Origin of the sequence: Isoptericola halotolerans, assembly GCF_013149785.1 — a bacterium.
In the GTDB taxonomy this organism is placed as follows: Bacteria; Actinomycetota; Actinomycetes; order Actinomycetales; family Cellulomonadaceae; genus Isoptericola; species Isoptericola halotolerans.
In genome coordinates, this window is the sequence record NZ_JABEZU010000001.1 from 1427257 (window position 1) to 1451877 (window position 24621).

Below are 24621 nucleotides of genomic sequence, written 5' to 3' on the forward strand. Positions count from 1 at the left end.
GAACGGAACATGAAGCACACAGCGCGCACCACCCTCGGGATCGGTGCGATGGCGACCACCGCCGCGCTCGCCCTGTCGGCCTGTGCCGGCGAGGCCGAGTCGGCCGACGTCGGCTCGGGCGACGGGCTGACGCCCGTCACCCTGCAGCTGCAGTGGGTGGCGCAGGCGCAGTTCGCCGGCTACTACGCGGCGCTCGACCAGGGCTACTACGAGGACGAAGGACTCGACGTCACGATCGTCGAGGCCGGCACCGACACCGTCCCGATCGACGTCCTCGCCGCCGGCGACGCCGACTACGCGATCTCCTGGGTGCCCAAGGTGCTCGGCTCCATCGAGCAGGGCACCGAGGTGACGAACGTCGCCCAGGTGTTCGAGCGCTCCGGGACGCTGCAGATCGCGTTCGCGGACTCGGGCATCTCGGGACCGGAGGACCTCGCGGGCAAGAACGTCGGCTCCTGGGGCTACGGGAACGAGTGGGAGCTGTTCGCCGGGATGCAGGAGGCGGGCCTGGACACCTCGAGCGACATCTCCCTGGTGCAGCAGGCCTTCGACATGAACGGGTTCCTCGCCGGAGACATCGATGCGGCGCAGGCGATGACGTACAACGAGTACGCGCAGGTGCTGGAGACCGTGAACCCCGACACCGGGGAGCTCTACCAGCCGGAGGACCTGACCGTCATCGACTGGAACGACGTCGGCACCGCCATGCTGCAGGACGCCATCTGGGCCGACACCGCGCGGCTGGCCGAGGACGACGCCTACGCCGAGACCACCGTGAAGTTCATCAAGGCCTCGCTCCAGGGATGGGCCTACGCCCGCGACGACGCCGAGGCGGCAGCCGGCATCGTCACCGCCGCCGGCTCCACGCTCGGCCAGAGCCACCAGCTCTGGCAGACCAACGAGGTCAACAAGCTCATCTGGCCCTCGACCTCGGGCGTCGGCACGATCAACGCCGACCAGTGGGAGCAGACGGTCGACATCGCGATGGGTACGCAGAACGAGACCGGCGCCAGCATCATCACCTCCGAGCCGCCGGAGACGGCCTACTCCAACGACTACGTCGAGCAGGCGCTCGCCGAGCTCACCGAGGACGGCATCGACGTCCTGGGCGAGGACTTCGCACCGATCGACGTCACCCTCCTCGAGGGCGGCGAGTAGCACCCCGGGCACCGGGCGTGGCGCCGCACCCCCTCGGTGGCGCCACGCCCGGCCCCTCGTCCGCCCACCCCCGTCGGTCCCACGGAAGGAACCCCAGTGGACACCGCCCCCCTCACCGGCGCCGACCTCGACGCCGCGGTCCTTGCAGCCGATCACCGCCACGTGCTGCACTCCTGGTCCGCCCAGGCGCACCTGCCGTCCTTCGTCGTCGCCGGTGGTGCGGGCTGCCGGGTCTGGGACCATGCCGGGACCACCTGGCTGGACTTCTCCAGCCAGCTCGTCAACACCAACATCGGCCATCAGCACCCCGCCGTCGTCGCGGCGATCAAGGAGCAGGCGGACCTGCTGACGACCGTCTCGCCGGCCACCGCCAACGCCACCCGCGCCGAGGCCGCCGAGCGCATCCTGGCACTCGCGCCCGCCGCGTTCCGCAAGGTCTTCTTCACCAACGGCGGCGCCGACGCCAACGAGAACGCCGTCCGCATGGCCCGGTTGCACACCGGGCGCGACAAGGCGGTCTCCGCCTACCGCTCCTACCACGGCAACACGGGCGCCGCCGTCGTCGCCACGGGAGACTGGCGGCGCGTGCCGAACGAGTACGCGCGGGGTCACGTCCACGCGTTCGGGCCGTACCTGTACCGGTCCGACTTCTGGGCCGACTCGCCGGCGCAGGAGTGCGAGCGCGCCCTGCAGCACCTCGAGCGCGTCGTCGTCGCCGAGGGGGCCGCCTCGGTCGCGGCGATCCTGCTGGAGACGATCCCCGGCACCGCCGGCGTGCTCGTCCCGCCGCCCGGCTACCTCGCCGGCGTCCGCGAGATCTGCGACCGGTACGGCATCGTGCTCGTCCTCGACGAGGTGATGGCCGGGTTCGGCCGGACGGGCTCGTGGTTCGCCTTCTTGCAGCACGACGTCGTCCCGGACCTGGTGACCTTCGCCAAGGGGGTCAACTCCGGCTACGTGCCGGCCGGCGGCGTGCTCGTCAGCGCCGAGATCGCCGCCACCTTCGACGAGCAGGTGTTCCCCGGCGGGCTCACCTACTCCGGCCACCCGCTGGCGATGGCCGCGATCGTCGCGACGCTCGACGCGATGCAGTCCGACGGCGTGGTCGAGAACGCGGCCCGCATCGGCCGCGACGTGCTCGGTCCAGGCCTCGCCGAGATCGCGGCCGGGTGCCCGCTCGTGGGCGAGGTGCGGGGGACCGGCGTCTTCTGGGCCCTCGAGCTCGTGGCCGACCAGGACTCACGCGCCCCCCTGCCCCCCACCGTGATGGCCCGGATCAAGGGGTTGTGCCTGGAGCGCGGCCTGCTGCCGTTCGTGGCCGAGAACCGCGTGCACGTCGTGCCGCCGTGCATCATCGGCGAGGATGAGGCCCGCGAGGGCCTCGGGATCCTCGCGGGCGTCCTGCGCGACGTCACGACCTGAGCCGCCGTCCTGGCCCGCCACCATCGGCCACCATCGCACCACCGAGGAGATCCGATGAGCACCACCCCCGCGCCCGCACGCCGCATCCTGGTCACCGGCGCCTCGTCCGGCATCGGCGCCACCACCGTCCGTCGTCTGCGCGCCGAGGGGTTCGACGTCGTCGCCGCGGCACGGCGTGCCGACCGGCTCGAGGCGCTCGCGGCCGAGACCGGCGCCGAGGCCTACCCGCTGGACGTCACCGACGACGACGCCGTCGACTCCCTGGTCGCCCACCTGAGCGAGACCGGCGGGCTCGACGGCGTGGTGAACAACGCCGGGGGCGCGTTCGGCCTCGACCGGGTCGAGGACGCCGACGTCGACCAGTGGCGGCACATGTACGAGCTGAACGTCCTCGGCACCCTGCGCGTCACGAAGGCCGTGCTGCCGTTGCTGCGGGCGGCGGCCGAGCGTCGCGGAGGCGCGGAGGGGGGCGGCGCCGACGTCGTCGTCGTCACCTCGACTGCCGCGCACGGTGCCTACGAGGGCGGTGCCGGGTACACCGCGGCCAAGCACGGCGAGCGGATGCTGTCCACGACCCTGCGTTGGGAGCTCGCCGGCGAGCCGGTCCGGGTCGTCGAGATCGCCCCGGGCGCGGTCGCCACCGAGGAGTTCTCGCTGGTGCGGTTCGACGGCGACGCCGAGAAGGCCGCGGCCGTCTACGAGGGCTACCAGCCGCTGCAGGCCGACGACGTCGCCGACGCCATCGCGTACGCCCTGACCCGGCCGCCGCACGTCAACCTGGACCTCATGGTGATCCGGCCCCGGGCGCAGGTGCACAACACGAAGATCGCCCGCACGGGCGTCTGACGTCGCGGTGTCATGCCGCTCCGGACCGAGACGTTCGGTGCGGTGCGCGGCCGGCAAAGGCGATGACCGGCAGCACGAGCAGCGCGAGCAGGCCCCCGCCGAGGGAGAGGGCCGCGAAGCTGGACCCGGCGACGACGAACCCGGACCCGAGCCCGCCCGCCGCTCCGGCGAGCGCCACGGCCAGGTCCACCGACCCCTGCGTGCGAGCCCGGGTCGCCAGGGGCACCGACGTGGTGAGCAGGGCGGTGCCCGAGACCAGCCCGAGGCTCCAGCCGAGCCCGAGCAGGCCCAGGCCGACGGCCAGGCCGGCCACCGACGACGGCGGGACGAACGCCGAGACCAGCCCTGCGGCCAGGAGCGTGGCCGCGGCCGCGACGGCCACGCGGATCGGTCCGAAGCGGTCGGTCAGCCACCCCGACAGGGGCGAGGGCAGGTACATCATCCCGACGTGCACGGCGATCACGAACCCCGCGGTGGCCACGGCGTGCCCGTGGTGCTGCATGTGGATGGGCGTCATCGTCATGATGGCGACCATGACGCCCTGGGTGAGCACCATGATCGTCCCGGCGAGCAGCACGGTGCGGCGCACCTGGCGGTCGGTGGGCTCGACCGGCGTGGACGCTGGCGCGACCGTCGCCGTCGAGCCGGGCTCCGACGGGGCGACGGGGTGGGGTGCGGGTCGCGCCGCGACGGCGGCGCGCTGGGCCCGCTCGCGGGCGAGCAGCAGCGGGTCCGGTCGCAGCAGCACCCACAGCACGACGCCTGCCGCGGCGTAGGCGACGCCGCCGAGGAGGAACGGCCCGGCGAGCGGCGGGATGCCCCAGCCGGCTGCGAGGTCGCCCATCACGCCGACGAGGTTGGGGCCGGCGACGGCGCCCACCGTGGTCGCGACCAGCACCGTGGAGACGGCTCGTCCGCGTCGTTCGGGCGCCGCGAGGTCGGCGCCCGCGTACCGGGCCTGCAGGTTCGTCGCGGTGCCTGCCCCGTAGACGGCGAAGGAGATGAAGAGCAGCACGACGTCGTCGAGCACGGCTGCGACGACGACGCCCGCCGCGCCGACAGCCCCCGTGAGGTAGCCGAAGGTCAGGCCGGTGCGGCGGCCCCACCGCTGGGAGAAGCGGCCGACCAGGAGCGCGGCCGCCGCAGACCCTGCGGTGAACAGCGCGGCGGGCAGCCCGGCGAAGCTGGTCGCCCCGAGCATGTCGGCAGCCAGCAGGGCGCCGACGGTGATCCCGGCGGCGAGCCCGGCACCAGAGAGGACCTGCGCGAGGACGAGGACGAGGACCGTCCGGCGTTGCTGGGCGTCGGGCACCGTCGTGGGCGGCGCGGCGTCGTCGACCGCGGTGGGGTCGGGGCGTGCGCCCATTTCATTCTCCAAAGATCCATGGAATAGTGGATTCAACGGTAGGCGACGAACGGGGCGCCTGTCCACGACGAACCGACGGGCGACGGGAACTCGACGGTTCCTGGCAGGCACGCGCGCGTCCGGTGCGGCAGAGCGAGGGAGACGACGATGGGTCGGCGCGAGGAGAAGGAGCTGCTGTTCGACCAGTTCGCGCACGTGGCGCGGGCGCTCGGCAACGCCAAGCGCCTCGAGCTCGTCGACCTGCTCGCCCAGGGCGAGCGCTCCGTCGAGGCGCTCGCGGCGACGTCGGGCATGAACCTCACGACCGTCTCGGCCAATCTGCAGGCGCTCCGTCGGGCGAACCTCGTCGCGACCCGACGAGAGGGGACCCGCGTCTACTACCGGCTCGCCGGCCCCGACGTCGCCGGGCTGTACCTGCAGCTGCAGCGCGCTGCCGAGGCCAGGTCACCTGGTCTGTCGCCGGCTGCCGAGGCCTTCCTCGGGCCGGACGACACCGAGGAGATCGGCCGCGACGAGCTGCTCCGTCGTCTCGACGAGGGCAGCGTCACCCTGCTGGACGTGCGCCCGGCCGAGGAGTACGCCGGCGGGCACCTGCCCGGGGCCGTGTCGATCCCGTACGACGAGCTGGCCGAACGCCTCGACGAGCTGCCCACCGGGACAGAGGTCGTCGCCTACTGCCGCGGCCCCTACTGCGTCCTGGCCCACGACGCCGTGCGGACGCTGCGTGACCGGGGCCGCGTCGTCCGGCGGCTGGCCGACGGCGTGCTGGAGTGGGAGGCGGCGCGGCTCCCGGTCGTCAGCTCCTGACCCAGGAAGTCACGCAGCACGGCGATCCAGTCGTCGCGCGCGTCGAGGTGGGCGTCGTGGCCCGCACCGGCGAGGTCGACCCGTCGGGTCAAGGGGCGGCGACGGATCAGCTCGTCCTTGGCCTGCGCGGTGAACAGGCCGTCATCGGCGAAGATGGCGAGCGTCGGTGTGGTCAGGGCCGCCCACTCGTCCCACCGGGGGACGTGGACCGCTGCGATCACGGCCTCCATGACGTCGGCGTCGAACCGCCGGCGCAGCCCCCCGACGGTCCTCTCGAGGTCGGCGATCCAGGCGTCCGCGAGCGGGGACTCTCCGAGGAAGGCTCGTGCCGCCGCCTCGTCGGCGAAGACGGACGGCCAGGACGCGAAGAACTCACCGATCGCACGCGCCGCGCCGGGATCGTCACCGGCGACGTGCCCCTCGAGCATGACGAGACGGTCGACCAGGTCGGGGCGGGCGGAGGCGGTGAGGAAGGCCGTGTGCGCTCCCATCGACTGTCCGACGAGGCGCACCGGGCCGGCGTCCAGCTCCTCGATCATCGCGACGACGTCGGCGACGAACGCCTCGCGGGAGACGTCGCGGGGCCGCCGGCTGCTGCGTCCGTGACCGCGCTGGTCGACCAGGAGCACGTGGAAGCGGTCGGTGAGCGCGTCCGCGGTCGGCAGGAGCTCGCGCGAGCTGCCTGCCAGGCCGTGCAGCAGGACCACCGGCGGGCCGTCGCCGCCGCGGTCGGTGACGGCGAGGCTCACGCCGTCCCGCCGGAGAGTCAGCGCGGGCGTCGTCATCGGCAGGAGCCCCTTCGAAGTCGTCGGATGTCGGGCAAAGCGTACGGACTACTGGCCTCGGCGGCGAGGAGGACGGCGGCGACAACCGGTCTGTCCTGGTGAGACGTCCGGCGTCCGCTCGGGATGCTGCGCCTTCAAGCCGTGGACGCCGACCGGTGCCTCGGTGCCGGTCCCGTCGTGCAGGGCAGTGCCGTCTCGCTGCTGCTCGCGGCCTCAGGGCGCCCGTGCGCCCCGGCGAGCTGCTGGGTGCCGGTGCGGGCGGCCTGGTCTCCGCCGGCTGACCGGCGGTTTGCACGGGCTCGCTATCATCGACAGCACAGGCGTCGACCCGGCCATCACCGGTGAGCCTCCGGAAGAACAGAGCGACTCGTCGCTCCCAGTAGAACCGGACGGGCAGGCCCGTCACAGCCGTCAACGAGTGGTGGACCCCGATCCTCGACGTGAGGGGTCCGCAAGCGGGGTGGTACCGCGGCACGGTCCGCGCGACGTCCGAGAACCGGGCGGCGGGCGAGCCGACGTCGTCCTCGTGCCGCAGTGCCGTCGTCGTACCCGTCGCTCGTCCCAGGAGCCCACCCATGGCCTACCCGTTGCACCGCTCCGTCCCGTCGTCCGGGAGCACCCCCGGCGAGGCGTTCGGCATCCCCGCCTCCCCGCGACTGCCCGAGATCGAGCAGGACGTCCTGGCCTACTGGGCGTCGGACGACACGTTCCGCGCCTCGGTGGACAAGAACGACGCCGGGCAGGACGGCGACAACGAGTTCGTGTTCTACGACGGCCCGCCGTTCGCCAACGGCCTGCCGCACTACGGCCACCTGCTGACGGGCTACGCCAAGGACGTGGTGCCCCGCTACCAGACGATGCGCGGCAAGCGTGTCGAGCGCCGGTTCGGCTGGGACACCCACGGCCTGCCCGCCGAGCTCGAGGCCATGAGCCAGCTCGGCATCAAGACCAAGGACGAGATCCTCGAGCTCGGCATCTCGACGTTCAACGACGCCTGCCGCAGCTCGGTGCTGAAGTACACCTCCGAGTGGCGCGACTACGTCACCCGGCAGGCGCGCTGGGTCGACTTCGACCACGACTACCGCACCCTGAACCCCGACTACATGGAGTCGGTCATGTGGGCGTTCTCCGAGCTCTACCGCAAGGGCCTGGTGTACTCCGACTTCCGGGTGCTGCCGTACTGCTGGAACGACCAGACGCCGCTGTCCAACCACGAGCTGCGCATGGACGACGACGTCTACCAGAACCGCCAGGACCCGGCGGTGACCGTCGGCTTCGAGGTGGTCTCGGTGCCCGACGGCGGTTCGGACGCCGTGCGCCCCGGCGACAAGCTCCTCGTGTGGACCACGACGCCGTGGACCCTGCCGTCCAACCTGCTGGTCATGGTGGGCGAGGACATCGACTACGTGGTCGTGGAGTCCACGTACACCGGGGAGGCGCAGCGCTACGTGCTCGCCGAGGCGCGCCTGGGCCACTACGCCCGCGAGCTGACCGACGAGGGCGCGGACGAGCCCCGCGTCGTGGGCCGCCTCACGGGAGCCGACCTGCTCGAGGCCGTCTACCGTCCGCCGTTCTCCTACTACGAGGGGCGCGAGCGGGCCCATCGGGTCGTGGCCGCGGACTTCGTCACGACGACGGACGGCACCGGTCTGGTGCACTCCGCGGGTGCCTTCGGCGAGGACGACAAGATGGTCTGCGACCGCGAGGGCGTGGCCTCGGTCATGCCGGTGGGCGCCGACGGGAAGTTCACGCACCCCGTCGACGAGTACGCCGGGCTGCAGGTCTTCGACGCGAACCTGCCGATCATCGACCACCTCAAGGCCACCACCCGCGGCGAGCCCGACGCCGGTTCGGTCAGCTCCGGCACGGTCCTGCTGCGCCGCGAGTCCTACGACCACTCCTACCCGCACTGCTGGCGCTGCCGCCAGCCGCTGATGTACATGGGGGTGTCCTCGTGGTTCGTCGAGGTCACCAAGATCAAGGACCGGATGCTCGAGCTGAACGAGCAGATCTCCTGGACGCCGGACCACATCCAGCACGGCCAGTTCGGCCGGTGGCTGGAGAACGCCCGGGACTGGTCGATCACCCGCAACCGCTTCTGGGGGTCGCCCGTGCCGGTGTGGCAGAGCGACGACCCGGCGTACCCGCGTACCGACGTCTACGGCTCCTTCGCCGAGATCGAGCGTGACTTCGGCCGGCTGCCGCGCAATGCGGCCGGAGAGCCTGACCTTCACCGCCCGTTCGTCGACGAGCTGACCCGCCCGAACCCGGACGACCCGACGGGCCGGTCCACCATGCGCCGGGTCGAGGACGTCCTGGACGTCTGGTTCGACTCCGGCTCGATGCCGTACGCCCAGGTGCACTACCCGTTCGAGAACGCGGACTGGTTCGAGCACCACTACCCGGGCGACTTCATCGTGGAGTACATCGGCCAGACGCGTGGGTGGTTCTACACGCTGCACGTCCTGGCCACCGCCCTGTTCGACCGCCCGGCCTTCCGCACCGCCGTCTCGCACGGCATCGTGCTCGGCTCCGACGGGCGCAAGATGAGCAAGTCGCTGCGCAACTACCCGGACGTGTCCGAGGTGTTCGACCGCGACGGCTCGGACGCCATGCGCTGGTTCCTCATGGCCTCGCCGATCCTGCGCGGCGGCAACCTGGTGGTCACCGAGGACGGGATCCGTGACGCGGTGCGCCAGGTGCTGCTGCCGTTGTGGAGCACGTACTACTTCCACACCCTCTACGCGAACAGCGCCTCCGGGCCCGACGGCGCAGGCTACGTCGCGAGGCCGGTCGCGCCCGAGCGGGTGGCAGGGCTCCCGGCCCTGGACCGCTACCTCCTGGCGCGGACGCACGACCTCGTGGTCACGGTCACCGCGCAGCTCGACGCCTACGACATCTCCGGCGCCTGCGAGACCGTCCGCGAGCACCTGGACGTGCTGACCAACTGGTACGTGCGCACCCAGCGGACGAGGTTCTGGGCCGAGGACGCCGACGCCTTCGACACCCTGTCCACCGCGCTGGAGGCGCTCTGCCGGGTCATGGCGCCGCTCGCGCCGCTGCTGACCGAGGAGATCTGGCGCGGCCTGACCGGCGGCCGGTCGGTGCACCTGGCCGACTGGCCGACCACGGGTAACTCCCCGGCACTGGTGCGCGACGACGCCCTGGTCGCGGCCATGGACGAGGTGCGCGCCGTCGTGTCGACCACCCTGGCCCTGCGCAAGGCGAACCAGCTCCGGGTGCGGCAGCCGCTGGCACGCCTCACCGTGGCGGTGCCCGACCCGGCCGCGCTCGTGGACTACGTCGGCCTGCTCACCTCCGAGCTCAACGTCAAGGCCGTGGAGCTGCTGACCGCCGACGCCGAGGCCTCCGAGCGGTTCGGCATCACCGAGCGGCTCGCGGTCAACGCCCGCGCTGCCGGCCCGCGCCTGGGGCGCGGCGTGCAGGCCGTGATCAAGGCCGCCAGGTCGGGTGCCTGGCACAAGGACGAGGCCGGGGGCGTCGTGGTCGCCACCGCCGACGGCGAGGTCCCGCTGCTCGCGCCGGAGTACGAGCTGACGACGGTGGTCGGCGAGGAGGCGGGCGAGGACGTCGCGGCGAGCGTGCTGCCCGGCGGCGGGTTCGTCGTCCTCGACCTGGCGCTCGACGACGCGCTGCGCGCCGAGGGCTACGCCCGCGACGTCGTGCGCGACGTGCAGGATGCCCGCAAGGCCGCCGGGCTCGAGGTGAGCGACCGCATCGCCCTCGAGCTCGACGTCCCGACCGGGCACGAGGTCGACGTGGAGGCGCACCGTGAGCTGGTGATGCGCGAGACGCTGGCCGTCGCGATGACGGTCACGGGGGTCGACGGGCAGTCCCGTGCTGTCCGCGTCACGAAGCACGAGGGGGACGACGCATGAGCGACGCGAAGAAGGTCAAGGCTGCCGAGCGCAAGGCCGCCCGCGAGGCGGCCGAGGACGCGGCCGCCCGCGAGGACCTGGAGCGCGTCTACGCGCACATCGTCTCCCGGGCGCCCGAGCACGACGTGTCGCCGACCATCGACCGTGTGGCCCGCCTGCTGGAGCTGCTCGGCGACCCGCAGCGGTCGTTCCGGGCCATCCACCTCACCGGCACCAACGGCAAGTCGTCGACCGCCCGGATGGCCGAGCGGCTCGTGCGCGAGCACGGGCTGCGCACCGGCCTGTTCACCTCCCCGCACCTGACGAGCGTGACCGAGCGCATCTGCGTCGACGGCGAGCCCCTGAGCGCGGCACGGTTCGTCGAGGTCTGGGAGGACGTCCACCCGTACGTCCAGGTGGTCGACGCCGAGCTCGAGGAGTCGGGGCAGTCCCGGCTGAACTTCTTCGAGGTGCTCACGGGCCTGGCGTTCGCCGCCTTCGCCGACGCGCCGGTCGACGTCGCCGTGCTGGAGGTCGGCATGGGCGGCACGTGGGACACCACCAACACCGTCGACGCCGAGGTCGCCGTGGTCACGCCGGTGAGCGTCGACCACGAGAAGTGGCTCGGGTCGACCCCTGCCCGGATCGCCGAGGTGAAGTCGGGGATCATCAAGGCGGGTGCCACGGCCGTCGTGGCCGAGCAGCTCGCGGAGGTCGACGAGGTGCTCGCCGAGCGGGCCGCGACGGTCGGCGCCCGGCTGCTGCGCGAGGGCATGGAGCTCGACGTGGCCGACCGGCAGATCGCCGTCGGGGGGCAGATGGTGGCGCTGCGCACGCCGCTGGCGACGTACACCGACGTCTTCGTGCCGCTGCACGGCGCGCACCAGGCGCACAACGCCCTGCTGGCGCTGACGGCCGTCGAGCAGATGCTCGGCGGTCGTGCGCTGGACGGGGGAGTGGTGGAGGCGTCCTTCGCGGACGTGACGGTGCCGGGACGCCTCGAGCTGGTGCGCTCCAGCCCCACGGTGCTGGTCGACGCCGCCCACAACCCGCACGGTGCCGAGGCGCTGGTCGCGGCGTTGGGCGAGGCCTTCAGCCTGCGCTCGGTGGTCGGCGTGGTCGGTGTCATGGCCGACAAGGACGCCGAGGGCCTGCTCGCGGCGCTGGAGCCGGCGCTGTCGCACGTGGTGCTCACGCGCAACTCCTCGGAGCGTTCGGCGGACCCGTTCGCGGTGGCCGAGACGGCCCGCGAGATCTTCGGCGAGGACCGCGTGCACACGGCTGAACGGCTCGACTCAGCCCTGCAGCTCGCGACGGACCTGGCCGAGGTGGACGACGTCGTCGGCGTCGGCACGGGCACGGGTGTCGTCGTGACGGGGTCGGTCATCACCGTCGCGGACGCCAGGGTCCTGCTCGGCCGCGGCTGACGCCCCGGTGGCCGCGCACTCTGCGACTGACCCGCCGCGGGTGTTGGATGGTCCCAGGGACGACCGAAGGGGATGGTCCGAGTGAAGAAGCTGCTGGACGACCCGGCACAAGCCGTGACGGACTCCTTGCGCGGGTTCGCGCAGGCGCACGCCGACGAGGTGACGCTCCACGAGGACCCGACCTTCGTGGTGCGCGCCTCGGGCACGCCACCGGGCCAGGTGGCGGTGATCAGCGGCGGGGGCTCGGGGCACGAGCCGCTGCACGCCGGGTTCGTCGGGGCGGGGATGCTGGACGCGGCGGTCCCGGGAGCGGTGTTCACGTCGCCGACGGCGGACCAGGTGGCCGCCGCGATCGTCGCGGCGGACGGCGGCGCGGGTGTGCTCGCGGTGGTGAAGAACTACACCGGTGACGTGCTCAACTTCGAGACCGGTATCGAGCTGGCGCAGGCCGAGGGCGTCGAGGTGAGCAGCGTCGTCGTCAACGACGACGTCGCCGTGGAGGACTCGCTGTACACCGCCGGCCGGCGCGGCGTGGCGGGCACCCTCGCCGTGGAGAAGATCGCCGGTGCGGCGGCCGCACGGGGTGACGACCTGGCCACCGTGACGGCGCTGGCGGAGCGGGTCGTGTCCCGCGTGCGGTCGATGGGGGTGGCGCTGAGCGCCTGCACGGTCCCGCACGTGGGGCGGCCGAGCTTCGACCTGGCCGACGACGAGGTCGAGGTGGGCATCGGCATCCACGGCGAGCCCGGTCGGCACCGGGTGCAGGCGTCGGGCGCCCTCGACATCACGCGGAGGCTGGTCGAACCGGTGGTGGAGGACCTGGACCTCGCAGCGGGCGAGAAGGTGCTGCTCTTCGTCAACGGCATGGGCGGCACTCCGTCGAGCGAGCTGTACGTCGTGTACGCCCGTGCCCGTGACCTGCTCGTCGAGCGCGGCGTCGAGGTCACGCGCTCGCTGGTCGGCAGCTACGTGACGTCGCTGGAGATGCAGGGGGCGTCGGTCACCGTCCTGCGTCTCGACGAGGAGCTGACCGCGCTGTGGGACGCTCCGGTCCGGACGACGGCGCTACGCTGGTGAGCGTGCTGGACGTCGACTGGGCCGAACGCTGGATGCACACCGCCGCCGCGGACGTCGCGGCAGCGCGGGACGATCTGACGGAGCTGGACCGCCTCATCGGCGACGGCGACCACGGCGTCAACCTCGACCGCGGGCTGCGGGCTGTGGCCGAGCGCCTGGGCGACCCGGCCATCGCGCCGCGCGAGACGGTGGGGCAGGTGCTGCGGCTGGCGGCCACGACCCTGATGTCGACGGTCGGCGGCGCCGCGGGACCGCTGTACGGCACGGCGCTGCTGCGCGCGTCCAAGGTGACCGACCGGGCCGTGCTCGACGCCTCGGGCGTCGTCGCTCTGCTGGACGCCGCGCTCGAGGGCATCGTGGCCCGCGGCAAGGCGGCGTCGGGGGAGAAGACCATGGTGGACGCCTGGCAGCCCGCTGCCGAGGCCGCCGAGCGGGTGGCGGGCACCACCGACGACGTCGGGGACACGTGGCGTGCGGCCGCGGACGCCGCGGAGGCCGGCGCGCGGGCGACGATCCCGTGGGTGGCGACCAAGGGCAGGGCCTCGTACCTCGGCGAGCGCAGCGCGGGCACCGAGGACCCGGGCGCCCGCTCGACGGCGATCGTGCTGGCGGCCGCCGTCAGGGCCCTGCAGGGGCCTGGCGCGTGAGCGTCGGCCTCGTCCTCGTCTCGCACTCGGCGCGGCTGGCCGACGGCGTGGCCGAGCTCGCCGGCCAGATGGCGCCGGACGTCGTGGTCCGGTGCGCGGCCGGTGACCTTGACGGTGGGCTGGGTACCTCCCTGGATCGTGTGCAGGAGGCGCTGGCGGCAGCGTTGGAGAGTGCTGACGCGGTGGTGGTGCTGGCGGATCTCGGCTCGGCGGTGCTCACGGTGGAGTCGGCGTTCGAGCTCGACGCCGACCTGCCCTCGCGCAGCCGGCTGGTCTCCGCGCCGTTCGTCGAGGGGGCCGTCGCGGCGGCGGTGACCGCGCAGCAGGGCGCGGATCTCGAGGCGGTGGCCGAGGCGGCCGAGCGCGCGGTGCGGTCCATCGGTCCGGACCCGGTGTGGCAGGTCGTCGAGGCGGACACGGCGGCGACGGGCGACAGCCCCGCGATCGCCGCGACGCGCGCGGCGGGCGAGGCCGTGCCCGCGCCGGGCCCGCCGGCGTCGGGCGCCGTGGACGAGGTGAGCGCGACCGTCACCGTGCGCAACCCGCTGGGCCTGCACGCCCGTCCGGCCGCCGTCGTCGCCCGCGCGGTGGCGGACCTCGGCGCGCCGGTGACGGTGAACGGTGCGGACGCCACGAGCGTGCTGCAGCTCATGTCCCTCGGGACCGTGGCGGGCGACGTGGTGACCGTCACCTCACGGGGCCAGCAGGCGCAGGCCGCGGTCGCCGTCGTCGTGGGGCTGGTGGAGGGCGGGTTCGGCGAGGCGTGACGTAGGTCACCCAAATCTTGCATTGACTGCAAAGTTGCACACGCTGCAAACTTTTCCCGTGACCACCGAACCGGGCTTGCGCGAGCGCAAGAAGCAGGAGCGCGCGGACGCGATCGTCGACGCCGCGCAGTCGCTCGTGCTCGATCGCGGCCTGGACGCGGTCACGGTCGAGGAGATCGCCGACGTCGCCGGGATCAGCGCCCGGACCTTCTTCAACTACTTCGACACCAAGGACGACGCCGTGCTGGGCCAGACCGCCCTGCGGCTCGGCGAGGATTTCGTCCTGGCCTTCGTCGAGGGCGGTCCCACCGGCAGCTTCTGGGGCGACGTCGAACGGCTCGTGCTCGAGCTCGTCGGGCGCGTCGGCGACCCGGGCCGCGTGCACCGGGCGTTCGGGCTCATGCACTCCGAGCCCCGGCTCCTGGCCCGGCACGTCGTGTGGATCGAGGGGCACCGCGGGCGCATCACCGAGCTCTTCGCCGCCCGCGCCGCGACGGCCCCCCTGCCGGCTGCTGCGGACCTGTGCTCCCTGACGACCTTCACCGCGCTGCGGGCGGCCGGCGAACGCTGGGAGAGCACCGGACGTTCCGGCAGTCTCGCCGACCACCTGCACGACGTCGTGGCCGAGCTCGCCGCGCTCGGCCGGGCCTGACGGCCCCGCACGCCACCCCGGCCCCCTCCGCCGTCCCGGGCGCTCCAGCAGCCCTCCGAATCCGCTCCCCGAACGAGGTACCTCCATGGCCCACGCCCCCGCGCCGGCGCCCGACAAGCCGGTCGTCGTGCTCACGCAGCGCACGATCTGGCTGATCTTCGGCGCGCTCATGGCGTCGATGTTCCTGTCGTCGCTCGACCAGACCATCGTCTCGACCGCGATGCCCACCATCGTCGGCGACCTCGACGGCGTCGCCCGGCAGGGCTGGGTCATCACCGCGTACATCCTCGCGGTGGCGATCGGCATGCCGCTGTACGGCAAGTTCGGCGACCTGTACGGGCGACGCTGGCCCTTCCTCGTCGCCATCGGGCTGTTCACCGTCGCCTCGGCAGGAGCGGCACTGGCCGACTCCATGACGGCGCTGGTGCTGTGGCGGGCGGTCCAGGGCCTCGGTGGCGGCGGGCTGATGATCCTGTCGCAGTCGATCATCGCCGACATCGTGCCCGCTTCGGAGCGCGGCAAGTACATGGGTCCGCTGGGTGCCCTCTTCGGGGTCTCCGCCGTCCTCGGCCCGCTGCTGGGCGGCTGGCTCACCGAGGGCCCGGGCTGGCGGTGGGCGTTCTGGATCAACATCCCGGTGGGACTCGCGGCCTTCGCCATCGCGTGGTTCGCGCTCAAGCTCCCCTCGCACCGTTCGACGCGACCGGTCGACTGGGCGGGCATCGTGACGATGGCCGTGGCCACCACCGGCGTCGTGCTGGTCACCGAGACCCTCGCCGAGGGTGAGCACGGCTGGGGCGAGCCCCGGGTGATCGGGCTCGTCGCGATGACCGTGGTGGCCGTGGGTGCCTTCGTCCTCGCCGAGAACCGTGCGGCCGAGCCGCTGATCCCGCTCCGGCTGTTCAAGAACCGCACCTTCACCCTCACCACGCTCATCGGGCTCGTGCTGGGCATGGGGCTGTTCTCCGCGATGGCGATGCTGCCGACCTTCCTGCAGATGTCCACCGGCGCCGGGATCACCGAGTCCGGCTGGCTGATGCTGCCGATGATGGCGGGCGTCATGCTCACCTCGATCGTCTCGGGCTTCGCGGTCTCCCGGTCCGGGCGGTACAAGGCCTACCCCGTCGTGGGGCTGGCGGTCGTCGCGGCGGGCATGGTGTGGCTGACCACGCTGACCGGGGACACCCCGATGTGGCTGTTCGGCGCGATGATCTTCACCCTCGGTGCCGGCATGGGCCTGGTCATGCAGGTCGTGGTGCTGGCCGTGCAGAACGCGGTCGACCCGAGCGAGCTGGGCACCGCGACGAGCGCGAACAACTTCTTCCGGGAGGTGGGAGCCTCCGTCGGGGTGGCGTTGTTCACGACGATCTTCACCTCGCGGCTCACGGAGAACCTCGGCGCGGTCTTCGCGGGTGTCCCGGGTGCCGCCGACGCCGGGACGGAGTCGGGCCTGACCCCGGCGCTGGTCGCCCAGCTGCCGGAGCCCCTGCACACCGGTGTCGTCGACGCCTACGCCGACGCCCTGGCCCCGTCGTTCTGGTACCTGGTGCCGCTGGTCGTGGTCGGCTTCGTGATGGCGATTTTCCTGCCGGTCCTCAAGCTGTCCGACGTCGCCGGGATGGTGGCGCGCGGCGAGGCCGTCGAGGACCCGGAGAAGGTCGCGGCGCGCGAGCGGGCGGCGGCGGCCGACGTCTCCGGCGAGGACGACGTGCCGGCCGGTGCCCCCGCGGGACGCGAGCACGCCGCGAGGGCGGATATCGTGGACCGGTGAGCAAGAAGGACGACCGGCCCCGCCCGGGGGACACGATCAAGCCGCGCAAGTCCGCCACGGTGCAGTTCACGGCGACGGTGCTGCAGCTGGAGGCCTTCGCGGTGCTGTTCGCCGCGCTCGCGCTGCACGGCCTGCGCGGTTCCGCCTACGAGCGCGGGCCGCTCGTGCTGGACTCGGCGGCCGCCGTGTGGGCGGTCACGGGTGTGCTGTGCGTGGTGCTGATCGTGCTGTCGCGGCTGGTCTCGCGCCCCGGCGGCTACGTGGCCGGCTCGGTCGCCCAGGTACCGGTGCTGGCGCTGGGACTGTTGCTGCCCATGATGTTCCTGGTCGGGGCGATCTTCGTCGCGATGTGGGTGGTGTCGTTGCGCCTCGGCGGACGGATCGACCGGGAGCGCGCGGCCTACGACGCCGCCCACCCGGAGACGGCGCCGAACACCTGAGCCGTCCGGATAGGGTTTGCGGCATGACCGACGCAACCACTCCTGCACCTGAGCGCACCCTCGTCCTCGTCAAGCCCGACGGTGTCCGTCGCGGTCTGTCCGGCGAGATCCTGCGGCGGATCGAGGCCAAGGGGTACACCCTGACGGCCGTCGAGCTGAAGAACGCCACCCCCGACGTCCTGGCCCAGCACTATGCCGAGCACGAGGGCAAGCCGTTCTACGCACCGCTCGTGGAGTTCATGCTCTCCGGTCCCGTCCTCGCGGTCGTGGCCGAGGGGCAGGGCGTCATCGCGGGCTTCCGCTCGCTCGCCGGTGCCACGGACCCGACGGCGGCCGCCCCGGGGACGATCCGCGGCGACCTGGGCCGGGACTGGGGGCTGAAGGTCCAGCAGAACCTGGTGCACGGATCGGACTCACCGGAGTCCGCCGAGCGCGAGATCGGCCTCTGGTTCCCGCAGCCCTGACGACCACCGAGTGTTGTGGGCGCGATTTCTGGCCCGGTATGTCGCTTGAGCGCTGATATCCGGGCCAGAAATCGCGCCCACAACACTCCGACCGGGTCGGGGGCGGGCGACGCCGGGGCAGATGCGCTGGTTCCCGGCCGACGGCGGATACCCTCGGCCATGTGCACCTCAAGACGCTGACGCTCCGAGGCTTCAAGTCGTTCGCCTCGGCGACGACGCTGAGCCTGGAGCCCGGCATCACGTGCGTGGTGGGCCCCAACGGCTCGGGCAAGTCGAACGTCGTCGACGCCCTGTCCTGGGTGATGGGCGAGCAGGGCGCCAAGTCGCTGCGCGGCGGGAAGATGGAGGACGTCATCTTCGCCGGCACCGCGGGCCGCCCGCCGCTGGGCCGTGCCGAGGTGTCCCTGACGATCGACAACACCGACGGCGCCCTGCCCATCGAGTACACCGAGGTGACGATCTCGCGCACGCTGTTCCGCAGCGGCGGCTCGGAGTACGCGATCAACGGCAGCTCGTGCCGCCTGCTGGACATCCAGGAGCTCCTCAGCGACTCCGGGATCGGACGCGAGATGCACGTCGTGGTGGGCCAGGGGCAGCTCGACCAGGTGCTGCGTGCGACGCCCGAGGACCGTCGAGGCTTCATCGAGGAGGCTGCCGGCGTCCTCAAGCACCGCAAGCGCAAGGAGAAGGCGCTCCGCAAGCTGGAGGCGATGGCCGGCAACCTCGCCCGGCTGACGGACCTGACCGCCGAGCTGCGCCGCCAGCTGGGACCGCTCGGGCGGCAGGCGGAGGCCGCGCGCAGGGCGCGCACCGTGCAGTCCGACCTGCGCGACGCTCGCGCTCGGCTGCTCGCCGACGACCTCGCCCAGCTGGGTGCCCAGCTCGAGCAGGAGCGTGCGGACGAGGCCGCCGTCGCCCGGCGTCGCCAGGAGACCGAGAAGGAGCTCGACGAAGCCCGGCAGCGCCTCGCGCGGCTCGAGGCCGCCGCCGCGTCGTCGACGCAGGCCGCCTCCCGGGCCACGGACACGTTCCACGCGCTCGGGGCCGTCCGGGAGCGGCTGCGCGGCCTGGCCTCCCTCGCCGACGAGCGGGTCCGGCTCCTCGGCACGGCCGAGCCCGAGCACCGCGGCCAGGACCCGGACGAGCTCGAGGCGCAGGCCGAGCGGGCCCGGACCTCCGAGGCCGAGCTCCAGCGAGAGGTGGAGATCGCGCGGGGCACGCTGGAGGAGGCCGTCGGGGCCCGCACCCGCACCGAGGAGGCGGCCGCCGACGCCGAGAAGGAGCTCGCCACGATCCTGCGGGGTGCCGCGGACCGTCGGGAGGGACTGGCCCGGCTGTCGGGACAGGTCGCCGCGCGGCGCAGCCGCGTCGAGGCCGCCGACGCCGAGATCGAGCGGGTGCGGGCCGGGCTCGCCGAGGCGGAGCACCGGGCCGAGGACGCCGAGCGCCGCTTCGTCGAGCTGGAGCGTGAGGTGCTGGGGGCCGAGGCCGGCGAGGAGGGGCTCGACGCCGAGCACGAGAAGGCCGTGGAGGACCTCGCCCGCGCGCGCGAAGCGGTCGACGTGCTCGAGGAGCAGGCGTCCACGGCCGAGACGGACCGCTCGACCTGGGCCGCGCGGGTCGAGACCCTCAGCCTGAGCCTCGACCGCAAGGACGGTGCGGGAGCGCTGCTCGCCGCCGACCCGGCCGGCGTCCTGGGCTCCGTCGCGGCGCTCCTCGGCGTCGAGGCCGGCTACGAGGAGGCCGTCGCCGCCGCCCTGGGTCCGCTGGCCGACGCCGTCGCGGTCGAGAGCCTGGAGGCGGCCGTCGACGCGTTGCGGCTGCTGCGCGACGACGACGCCGGCCGCGCGGGGCTCGTCGTCGGTGGGTCTGACGCCGGCGCGCGGCCCCGCCCCGACGTCCCCCTGCCCGAGGGGGCCCGGTACGCGGCCGACGTGGTGACGACCGCGGGTCCGGCCGCCGGAGCCCTGCGCGAGGTGCTCTGCGACGTCGTCGTGGTCGACGACCTCGCCCAGGCACGAGCTCTCGTCGCCGGGCGACCGGGGCTGGTCGCCGTCACCCGGGCCGGCGACCTGCTCGCCGCGACGCGGGCGTCCGGCGGGTCGGCCGCCGCGCCCAGCGTCCTGCACCTGACGAGCGCGCTGGACGAGGCCCGTGCCGGGCTCGACGACGCGCTCGGCCGCGGTGCACGTGCTCGCGAGGAGCTGACGGAGGCCCGTGCTCACCTCGAGACCGCGCAGGCGCGGCACGACGCCACGCTCGAGCGGCTCCACGAGTCCGACGCCGCGATGGCCGCCGTCGCCGAACGGCTCGGGACGTTGGGCGCGGCCCGCGCCAGCGCCCAGAAGGAGGCCGGGCGGCACCGGGCGGCTCTCGCCGAGGCGACAGAGCGCCGTGGGGCGGACGTCATCGAGCTCGATGAGCTCGCCCGGCGCCTGGAGGTGGCCGAGGGCCAGGACTCGGCCGACGCTGCTGAGCTCGACGCCGCCACCGCGACCCGCGCGCGGGACGCCGCCCAGGTCGAGGCGGCCCGGGCGCGCCAGGTGGAGACCGAGGCACGGCTGGCGCTGCGGACCGCCGAGGAGCGCGCCCGCGCCGTGTCCGGCCGGGCGCAGGGGCTCGCCCGGGCGGCGGCGCAGGAACGCCGGGCGCGGGAGCAGGCCGCTGCCCGGGCGGTGCGTCGGGCAGCGGAGGCCGACCGGGCGGTGGCGGTCCGCGCCGACGTGGCCACCGCGCTGGACGCCCTGGCCGTCTCTGCCCAGCGCGCAGCGGACGAGCGAGCGGCCGCCGAGGCCGAGCGGGACGCGCAGCGCAGCGAGCTGGACGCGGTACGGGCCGACGCCGACCGCCTCGCCGGCGAGCTGCGCGACCTGACCGACGTCGCGCACCGTGACGAGGTAGCCCGCGCTCAGCAGGTCGCCCGTCTGGAGCAGCTGCAGGCGCGGGCGGTCGAGGAGACCGGCACCGATCCCGAGACGCTGGTGGAGGAGTTCGGCCCGCACCGCGACGTCCCGGTGCCTCGGCCGGTGGACGCGGCCGAGGACGACCCCGACCCCGAACCGGTGCCGTACGTCCGCGCCGAGCAGGAGAAGCGCCTGGCCGCCGCCGAACGTGCGCTGAAGCGCATCGGCACCGTCAACCCGCTGGCCCTGGAGGAGTACGCCGCGCTGGAGGAACGGCACCGGTTCCTCACGGAGCAGCTCGCCGACCTCAAGGGCTCGCGCGAGGACCTGCTGCAGATCGTCGCCGAGATCGACGAACGCGTCCAGCAGGTCTTCGCCGAGGCGTACCAGGACACCGCGGCGCAGTTCGAGAGGGTCTTCTCCCGGCTGTTCCCCGGCGGTGAGGGGCGGCTGGTGCTCACCGAACCCGGGGACCTGCTCACCACGGGGATCGAGGTCGAGGCACGGCCCGCCGGGAAGAAGGTCAAGCGGCTGTCGCTGCTGTCCGGAGGGGAGCGGTCGCTCACGGCGGTGGCGTTCCTGGTGGCCATCTTCAAGGCCCGCCCGAGCCCCTTCTACGTCATGGACGAGGTCGAGGCAGCGCTCGACGACGTCAACCTGGGTCGCCTCCTCGAGATCTTCCGCGAGCTGCAGGAGGACTCCCAGCTCGTGGTGATCACCCATCAGAAGCGCACGATGGAGATCGCGGACGCGCTCTACGGCGTGACGATGCGCGGTGACGGTGTGACGACCGTCATCTCGCAGAGACTGCGTGAGACGGCGGAGGTCGGGTGACAATGAGCGTCATGGGCCTGGTCGTGTGGATTCTCGTGTCGCTCCTGGTGGCGGCGGCCGTCTTCCTCGTCGCCAACGTCATGGAGAAGCGTGACGACGACGACGTCCGTGGCGTGCGCGCCTTCCTGCGCGACTTCCGTGCCGGCCTGAGCCGTCGCCGTCGCACCGCCGCCCCGAAGCCGGTCGACACCGACATGGACGCGTTCTTCGCCGGTGCGGTGGAGGCCGCTCCCGCCTACGTCGACGCCGACGAGCTCGGTGACGTGCTGCAGCGCGCCCAGCACCGTGTGAGCACGCCGTTCCACGGGACCCCGCGCGCCGACGGCGACGCCTCGCGCGCCTGACGTCCCCGACGGCGTCCTCGTCTGGGAGACTGGGCGACCGTGACTGACCTTCTCTGGCTCTGGATCGTTCTCGGTGTCCTTCTCGTCGCGGCCGCCGGGTCCGCGCTCGTCGTGCCCCGGCTGCGTCGTCGCGGCGGCTCCCGCACCTCCGGGCCCGACGGCGGCACCGCCGTCGAGCAGGAGCCGGAGCGCACCACCGACCCGGCCACCGCGCCGGGTCCGCAGGTCGTGCCGACAGCGCCCGCTCCCACCGCCCCGTCGCTCGAGACGCCGGCCCCGGTCGCCGGACGGATGGTCCGCCTGCGCGACCGGCTGGCCCGCTCCGGCTCCCCGCTCGGTGCCCGCCTGCTGACTGTCCTGTCGCGGGACCACCTCACCGAGGACGACTGGGACGAGCTGGAGGAGACCCTCCTGCTGGCCGACATCGGCGCCGGTCCCGCCGGGGAGCTCCTGGAGGCGCTGCGCACCCGGGTGCGGGTCGAGGGTGCGAAGGACGCCGCCACGGTGCGTGAGCTGCTGCGCGCCGAGCTGCTGACCGTCGTCGACCCGACCATGGACCGCACCCTGGCGACCACGCCGCAGCAGGTCGACGGGACGACCAAGCCGGCCGTGGTGCTCGTCGTGGGCGTGAACGGCACGGGCAAGACGACCACGGTCGGCAAGCTCGCCCGGGTGCTCGTCGCCGAGGGAAGGAGCGTCGTGCTCGGCGCCGCCGACACGTTCCGTGCCGCTGCCGCCGACCAGCTCACCACGTGGGGCGCCCGCGTCGGCGTCGAGACCGTGCGCTCGGACCGGGAGGGGGCCGACCCGGCCGCGGTGGCCTTCGACGCGGTGGCGACCGGCGCACGGGACGGCGTCGACGTCGTCCTCGTCGACACCGCCGGGCGGTTGCAGAACAAGGCCGGTCTCATGGACGAGCTCGGCAAGATCACCCGGGTCATCACGCGGGAGGCTCCGCTGGGCGAGGTCCTGCTCGTCCTGGACGCCACCACGGGGCAGAACGGGATGCAGCAGGCGAAGGTCTTCGGTGAGGTCGCGGGGGTGACCGGCATCGTGCTCACGAAGCTGGACGGGACCGCCAAGGGCGGCATCGTGGTGGCCGTGCAGCGCGAGCTCGGGGTGCCCGTGAAGCTCGTCGGTCTCGGCGAGGGCCCGGACGACCTGGCACCGTTCGACCCGGAGGACTTCGTCGACGGTCTCCTCGGCTGAACGGACGCCCGACGCCGGTCACGTTCTGATCACGAGAAGATCACGACAGGGTCAGATCGTCTCGCAGTCTGGACGGAAACCCGATGTTTACGCGGGTGAGAGGTCTGTCACACGGTTGTAACACCACCTCCGTCCGGATGAAACCCGGCGCCGCCACGGTGGGTCTCGACCGGCCACACGGGCCGGCGAGGGGAGTGACACACGATGGAGCTGGATACCGGAGTGACCGCGTGGATGCTGACCTCAGCATCCCTCGTGCTCCTGATGACGCCGGGCCTGGCGTTGTTCTACGGGGGCATGGTTCGTGGCAAGTCCGTCCTGAACATGATGATGATGTCGTTCGGCGCCATGGCGGTCGTCGGTGTCATCTACGTGCTGTGGGGCTGGTCGATGTCCTACGCCGACCAGAGCTTCGGCGGCATCGTCGGCAACCCGTTCGAGCAGTTCGGCCTCGGCGGCGGCGGCGTCCTGGACGACGCCGGTGAGTGGGTCGTCGACGGCGGGCTGCCGATCATCGTCGACGTCGGCTTCCAGGCGACGTTCGCGATCATCACCGTCGCGCTGATCTCCGGCGCCATCGCCGACCGCGTGAAGTTCGGCACCTGGATGGTCTTCGCCGGCATCTGGGCGACGCTGTCCTACTTCCCGATGTCCCACATGGTCTGGGGCGGGGGCCTGCTCTCGGACGACGGGCCGTTCGTCTTCGGCGACGCGGCCCCGATCGACTTCGCCGGTGGCACGGTGGTGCACATCAACGCCGGAGTCGCCGCCCTGGTGCTGGCGCTCATCGTCGGCAAGCGCAAGGGCTTCGGTCGCGAGCCGATGCGTCCGCACAACCTGCCGCTGGTCATGCTCGGCGCCGCCCTGCTCTGGTTCGGCTGGTTCGGCTTCAACGCGGGCTCCGCCTACGGCGCCGACGGCGCCGCCGGACTCGCCTGGGTCAACACCACGACGGCCACGGCCGCCGCGATCCTCGGCTGGCTCATCACGGAGAAGCTGCGGGACGGCTCGGCCACCTCGCTGGGTGCCGCCTCGGGCGTCGTGGCCGGTCTGGTCGCCATCACCCCGGCTGCCGGCGACGTCTCGCCGGTCGGTGCGATCGCGGTCGGTGCGATCGCCGGTGTCCTGTCCGCCTTCGCCGTGGGCCTGAAGTTCAAGTTCGGCTTCGACGACTCGCTCGACGTCGTCGGCATCCACCTGGTCGCCGGGCTGTGGGGGACCGTCGCGCTCGGCTTCCTCGCGACCGAGACAGGCCTCTTCTACGGCGGCGGCATCGAGCAGCTCGGGGTCCAGGTGATCATCGCCGTGATCGCCATCGTCTTCGCCGGTATCGTCACGCTCGTCATCGGTCTGGCGCTCAAGGCGACGATGGGCTGGCGCATCTCCGAGGACGAAGAGGTCAGCGGCATCGACCTCGCGGTGCACAGCGAGACGGCGTACGAGACGATCCAGCAGGGTTCCGTCATCAAGGAGGTCCGTTCATGAGACTCGTCACCGGAGTCATCCAGCCCCACCGTCTCGACGACGTGAAGTCGGCCCTGGAGGCCGCCGGCGTCCGGGGGATGACCGTCAGCGAGGCCAGCGGCTACGGCCGGCAGAAGGGCCACACCGAGGTCTACCGCGGCGCGGAGTACACCGTCGACCTGGTGCCCAAGGTGCGCATCGAGATCCTCGTCGCGTCCGAGGACGCCCCGTCGATCGTCGACGTCGTGGTGGGCGCCGCCCAGACCGGCAAGATCGGCGACGGCAAGGTCTGGACGGTCCCGGTCGACGACGTCGCCCGTGTCCGTACCGGCGAGCACGGCGACGCCGCGCTCTGACGCC

General features: G+C 73.0%; 19 protein-coding genes and 1 pseudogene. 18 read left to right on the forward strand and 2 right to left on the reverse strand.

Going from position 1 to position 24621, the window contains the following annotated elements:
• Positions 1–9 precede the first annotated feature (9 nt).
• The 3 genes from HDG69_RS06745 (at position 10) to HDG69_RS06755 (ending at position 3426) form a co-directional block, all read left to right on the forward strand.
• The gene (locus HDG69_RS06745; protein ID WP_171782914.1) at positions 10–1158 is read left to right on the forward strand and encodes an ABC transporter substrate-binding protein; all 1149 of its coding nucleotides are present in this window, start codon (positions 10–12) and stop codon (positions 1156–1158) included.
• A gap of 96 nt (positions 1159–1254) precedes the next feature.
• On the forward strand, positions 1255–2580 hold the full coding sequence (locus HDG69_RS06750) for an aminotransferase class III-fold pyridoxal phosphate-dependent enzyme (protein ID WP_171782915.1): 1326 nt from the start codon (positions 1255–1257) through the stop codon (positions 2578–2580).
• A 54-nt stretch (positions 2581–2634) separates the two neighbouring features.
• Positions 2635–3426 carry an SDR family oxidoreductase gene (locus tag HDG69_RS06755; protein ID WP_171782916.1) on the forward strand — a complete coding sequence of 264 codons (792 nt, stop codon included), beginning with the start codon at positions 2635–2637 and terminating at the stop codon, positions 3424–3426.
• Positions 3427–3436: 10 nt separating this feature from the next.
• Here HDG69_RS06755 and HDG69_RS06760 read toward each other — a convergent pair whose 3' ends face one another.
• A complete protein-coding gene (locus HDG69_RS06760) occupies positions 3437–4792 on the reverse strand; it encodes an MFS transporter (protein WP_171782917.1) in 1356 nt (451 codons plus the stop codon).
• Between the two features lie 147 nt (positions 4793–4939).
• Here HDG69_RS06760 and HDG69_RS18910 point away from each other — a divergent pair.
• Positions 4940–5515: pseudogene (locus HDG69_RS18910) on the forward strand (ArsR/SmtB family transcription factor); the annotation flags it as partial.
• On the opposite strand, the gene HDG69_RS06765 reads toward HDG69_RS18910, so the two are convergent.
• Positions 5479–6384, reverse strand: a complete 906-nt coding sequence (locus HDG69_RS06765) for an alpha/beta fold hydrolase (protein WP_171782918.1) — start codon at positions 6382–6384, stop codon at positions 5479–5481. The pseudogene HDG69_RS18910 and the gene HDG69_RS06765 overlap by 37 nt on opposite strands.
• A 575-nt stretch (positions 6385–6959) precedes the next feature.
• Between HDG69_RS06765 and ileS the strand changes: the two genes are divergently transcribed.
• From ileS to HDG69_RS06835, 14 genes are all read left to right on the forward strand, one after another.
• Positions 6960–10283 carry an isoleucine--tRNA ligase gene (gene ileS, locus HDG69_RS06770; protein WP_171782919.1) on the forward strand — a complete coding sequence of 1108 codons (3324 nt, stop codon included), beginning with the start codon at positions 6960–6962 and terminating at the stop codon, positions 10281–10283.
• A complete protein-coding gene (locus HDG69_RS06775) occupies positions 10280–11689 on the forward strand; it encodes a bifunctional folylpolyglutamate synthase/dihydrofolate synthase (protein ID WP_171782920.1) in 1410 nt (469 codons plus the stop codon). The genes ileS and HDG69_RS06775 overlap by 4 nt, the downstream gene beginning before the upstream one ends.
• 81 nt (positions 11690–11770) lie before the next feature.
• Positions 11771–12766: a dihydroxyacetone kinase subunit DhaK gene (dhaK, locus tag HDG69_RS06780; protein WP_171782921.1), complete on the forward strand. Its 996-nt coding sequence runs from the start codon at positions 11771–11773 to the stop codon at positions 12764–12766.
• A 32-nt stretch (positions 12767–12798) separates the two neighbouring features.
• Positions 12799–13413, forward strand: coding sequence for a dihydroxyacetone kinase subunit DhaL (gene dhaL / locus HDG69_RS06785; RefSeq protein WP_171783224.1), 615 nt, complete (start codon positions 12799–12801; stop codon positions 13411–13413).
• Complete coding sequence (dhaM, locus tag HDG69_RS06790) at positions 13410–14180, forward strand: dihydroxyacetone kinase phosphoryl donor subunit DhaM (protein WP_171782922.1); 771 nt, start codon at positions 13410–13412, stop codon at positions 14178–14180. Before dhaL ends, dhaM begins: the two co-directional genes overlap by 4 nt.
• Before the next feature lie 58 nt (positions 14181–14238).
• Positions 14239–14832: a TetR family transcriptional regulator gene (locus tag HDG69_RS06795; RefSeq protein ID WP_171782923.1), complete on the forward strand. Its 594-nt coding sequence runs from the start codon at positions 14239–14241 to the stop codon at positions 14830–14832.
• An 85-nt stretch (positions 14833–14917) separates the two neighbouring features.
• The gene (locus HDG69_RS06800; RefSeq protein ID WP_171782924.1) at positions 14918–16603 is read left to right on the forward strand and encodes an MDR family MFS transporter; all 1686 of its coding nucleotides are present in this window, start codon (positions 14918–14920) and stop codon (positions 16601–16603) included.
• Positions 16600–17043 carry a DUF4233 domain-containing protein gene (locus HDG69_RS06805; protein ID WP_343036292.1) on the forward strand — a complete coding sequence of 148 codons (444 nt, stop codon included), beginning with the start codon at positions 16600–16602 and terminating at the stop codon, positions 17041–17043. The genes HDG69_RS06800 and HDG69_RS06805 overlap by 4 nt, the downstream gene beginning before the upstream one ends.
• Before the next feature lie 23 nt (positions 17044–17066).
• Positions 17067–17507, forward strand: coding sequence for a nucleoside-diphosphate kinase (gene ndk, locus HDG69_RS06810; RefSeq protein ID WP_171782925.1), 441 nt, complete (start codon positions 17067–17069; stop codon positions 17505–17507).
• 161 nt (positions 17508–17668) lie between these two features.
• Positions 17669–21244, forward strand: a complete 3576-nt coding sequence (smc, locus tag HDG69_RS06815; RefSeq protein WP_171782926.1) for a chromosome segregation protein SMC — start codon at positions 17669–17671, stop codon at positions 21242–21244.
• An 11-nt stretch (positions 21245–21255) separates the two neighbouring features.
• A complete protein-coding gene (locus tag HDG69_RS06820) occupies positions 21256–21588 on the forward strand; it encodes a hypothetical protein (RefSeq protein ID WP_171782927.1) in 333 nt (110 codons plus the stop codon).
• A 39-nt stretch (positions 21589–21627) separates the two neighbouring features.
• Positions 21628–22797: a signal recognition particle-docking protein FtsY gene (gene ftsY, locus HDG69_RS06825; protein WP_171782928.1), complete on the forward strand. Its 1170-nt coding sequence runs from the start codon at positions 21628–21630 to the stop codon at positions 22795–22797.
• Positions 22798–23001: 204 nt separating this feature from the next.
• Positions 23002–24282 carry an ammonium transporter gene (locus tag HDG69_RS06830; protein ID WP_171782929.1) on the forward strand — a complete coding sequence of 427 codons (1281 nt, stop codon included), beginning with the start codon at positions 23002–23004 and terminating at the stop codon, positions 24280–24282.
• Complete coding sequence (locus tag HDG69_RS06835; RefSeq protein ID WP_171782930.1) at positions 24279–24617, forward strand: P-II family nitrogen regulator; 339 nt, start codon at positions 24279–24281, stop codon at positions 24615–24617. Before HDG69_RS06830 ends, HDG69_RS06835 begins: the two co-directional genes overlap by 4 nt.
• The last annotated feature ends 4 nt before the right edge of the window (positions 24618–24621 follow it).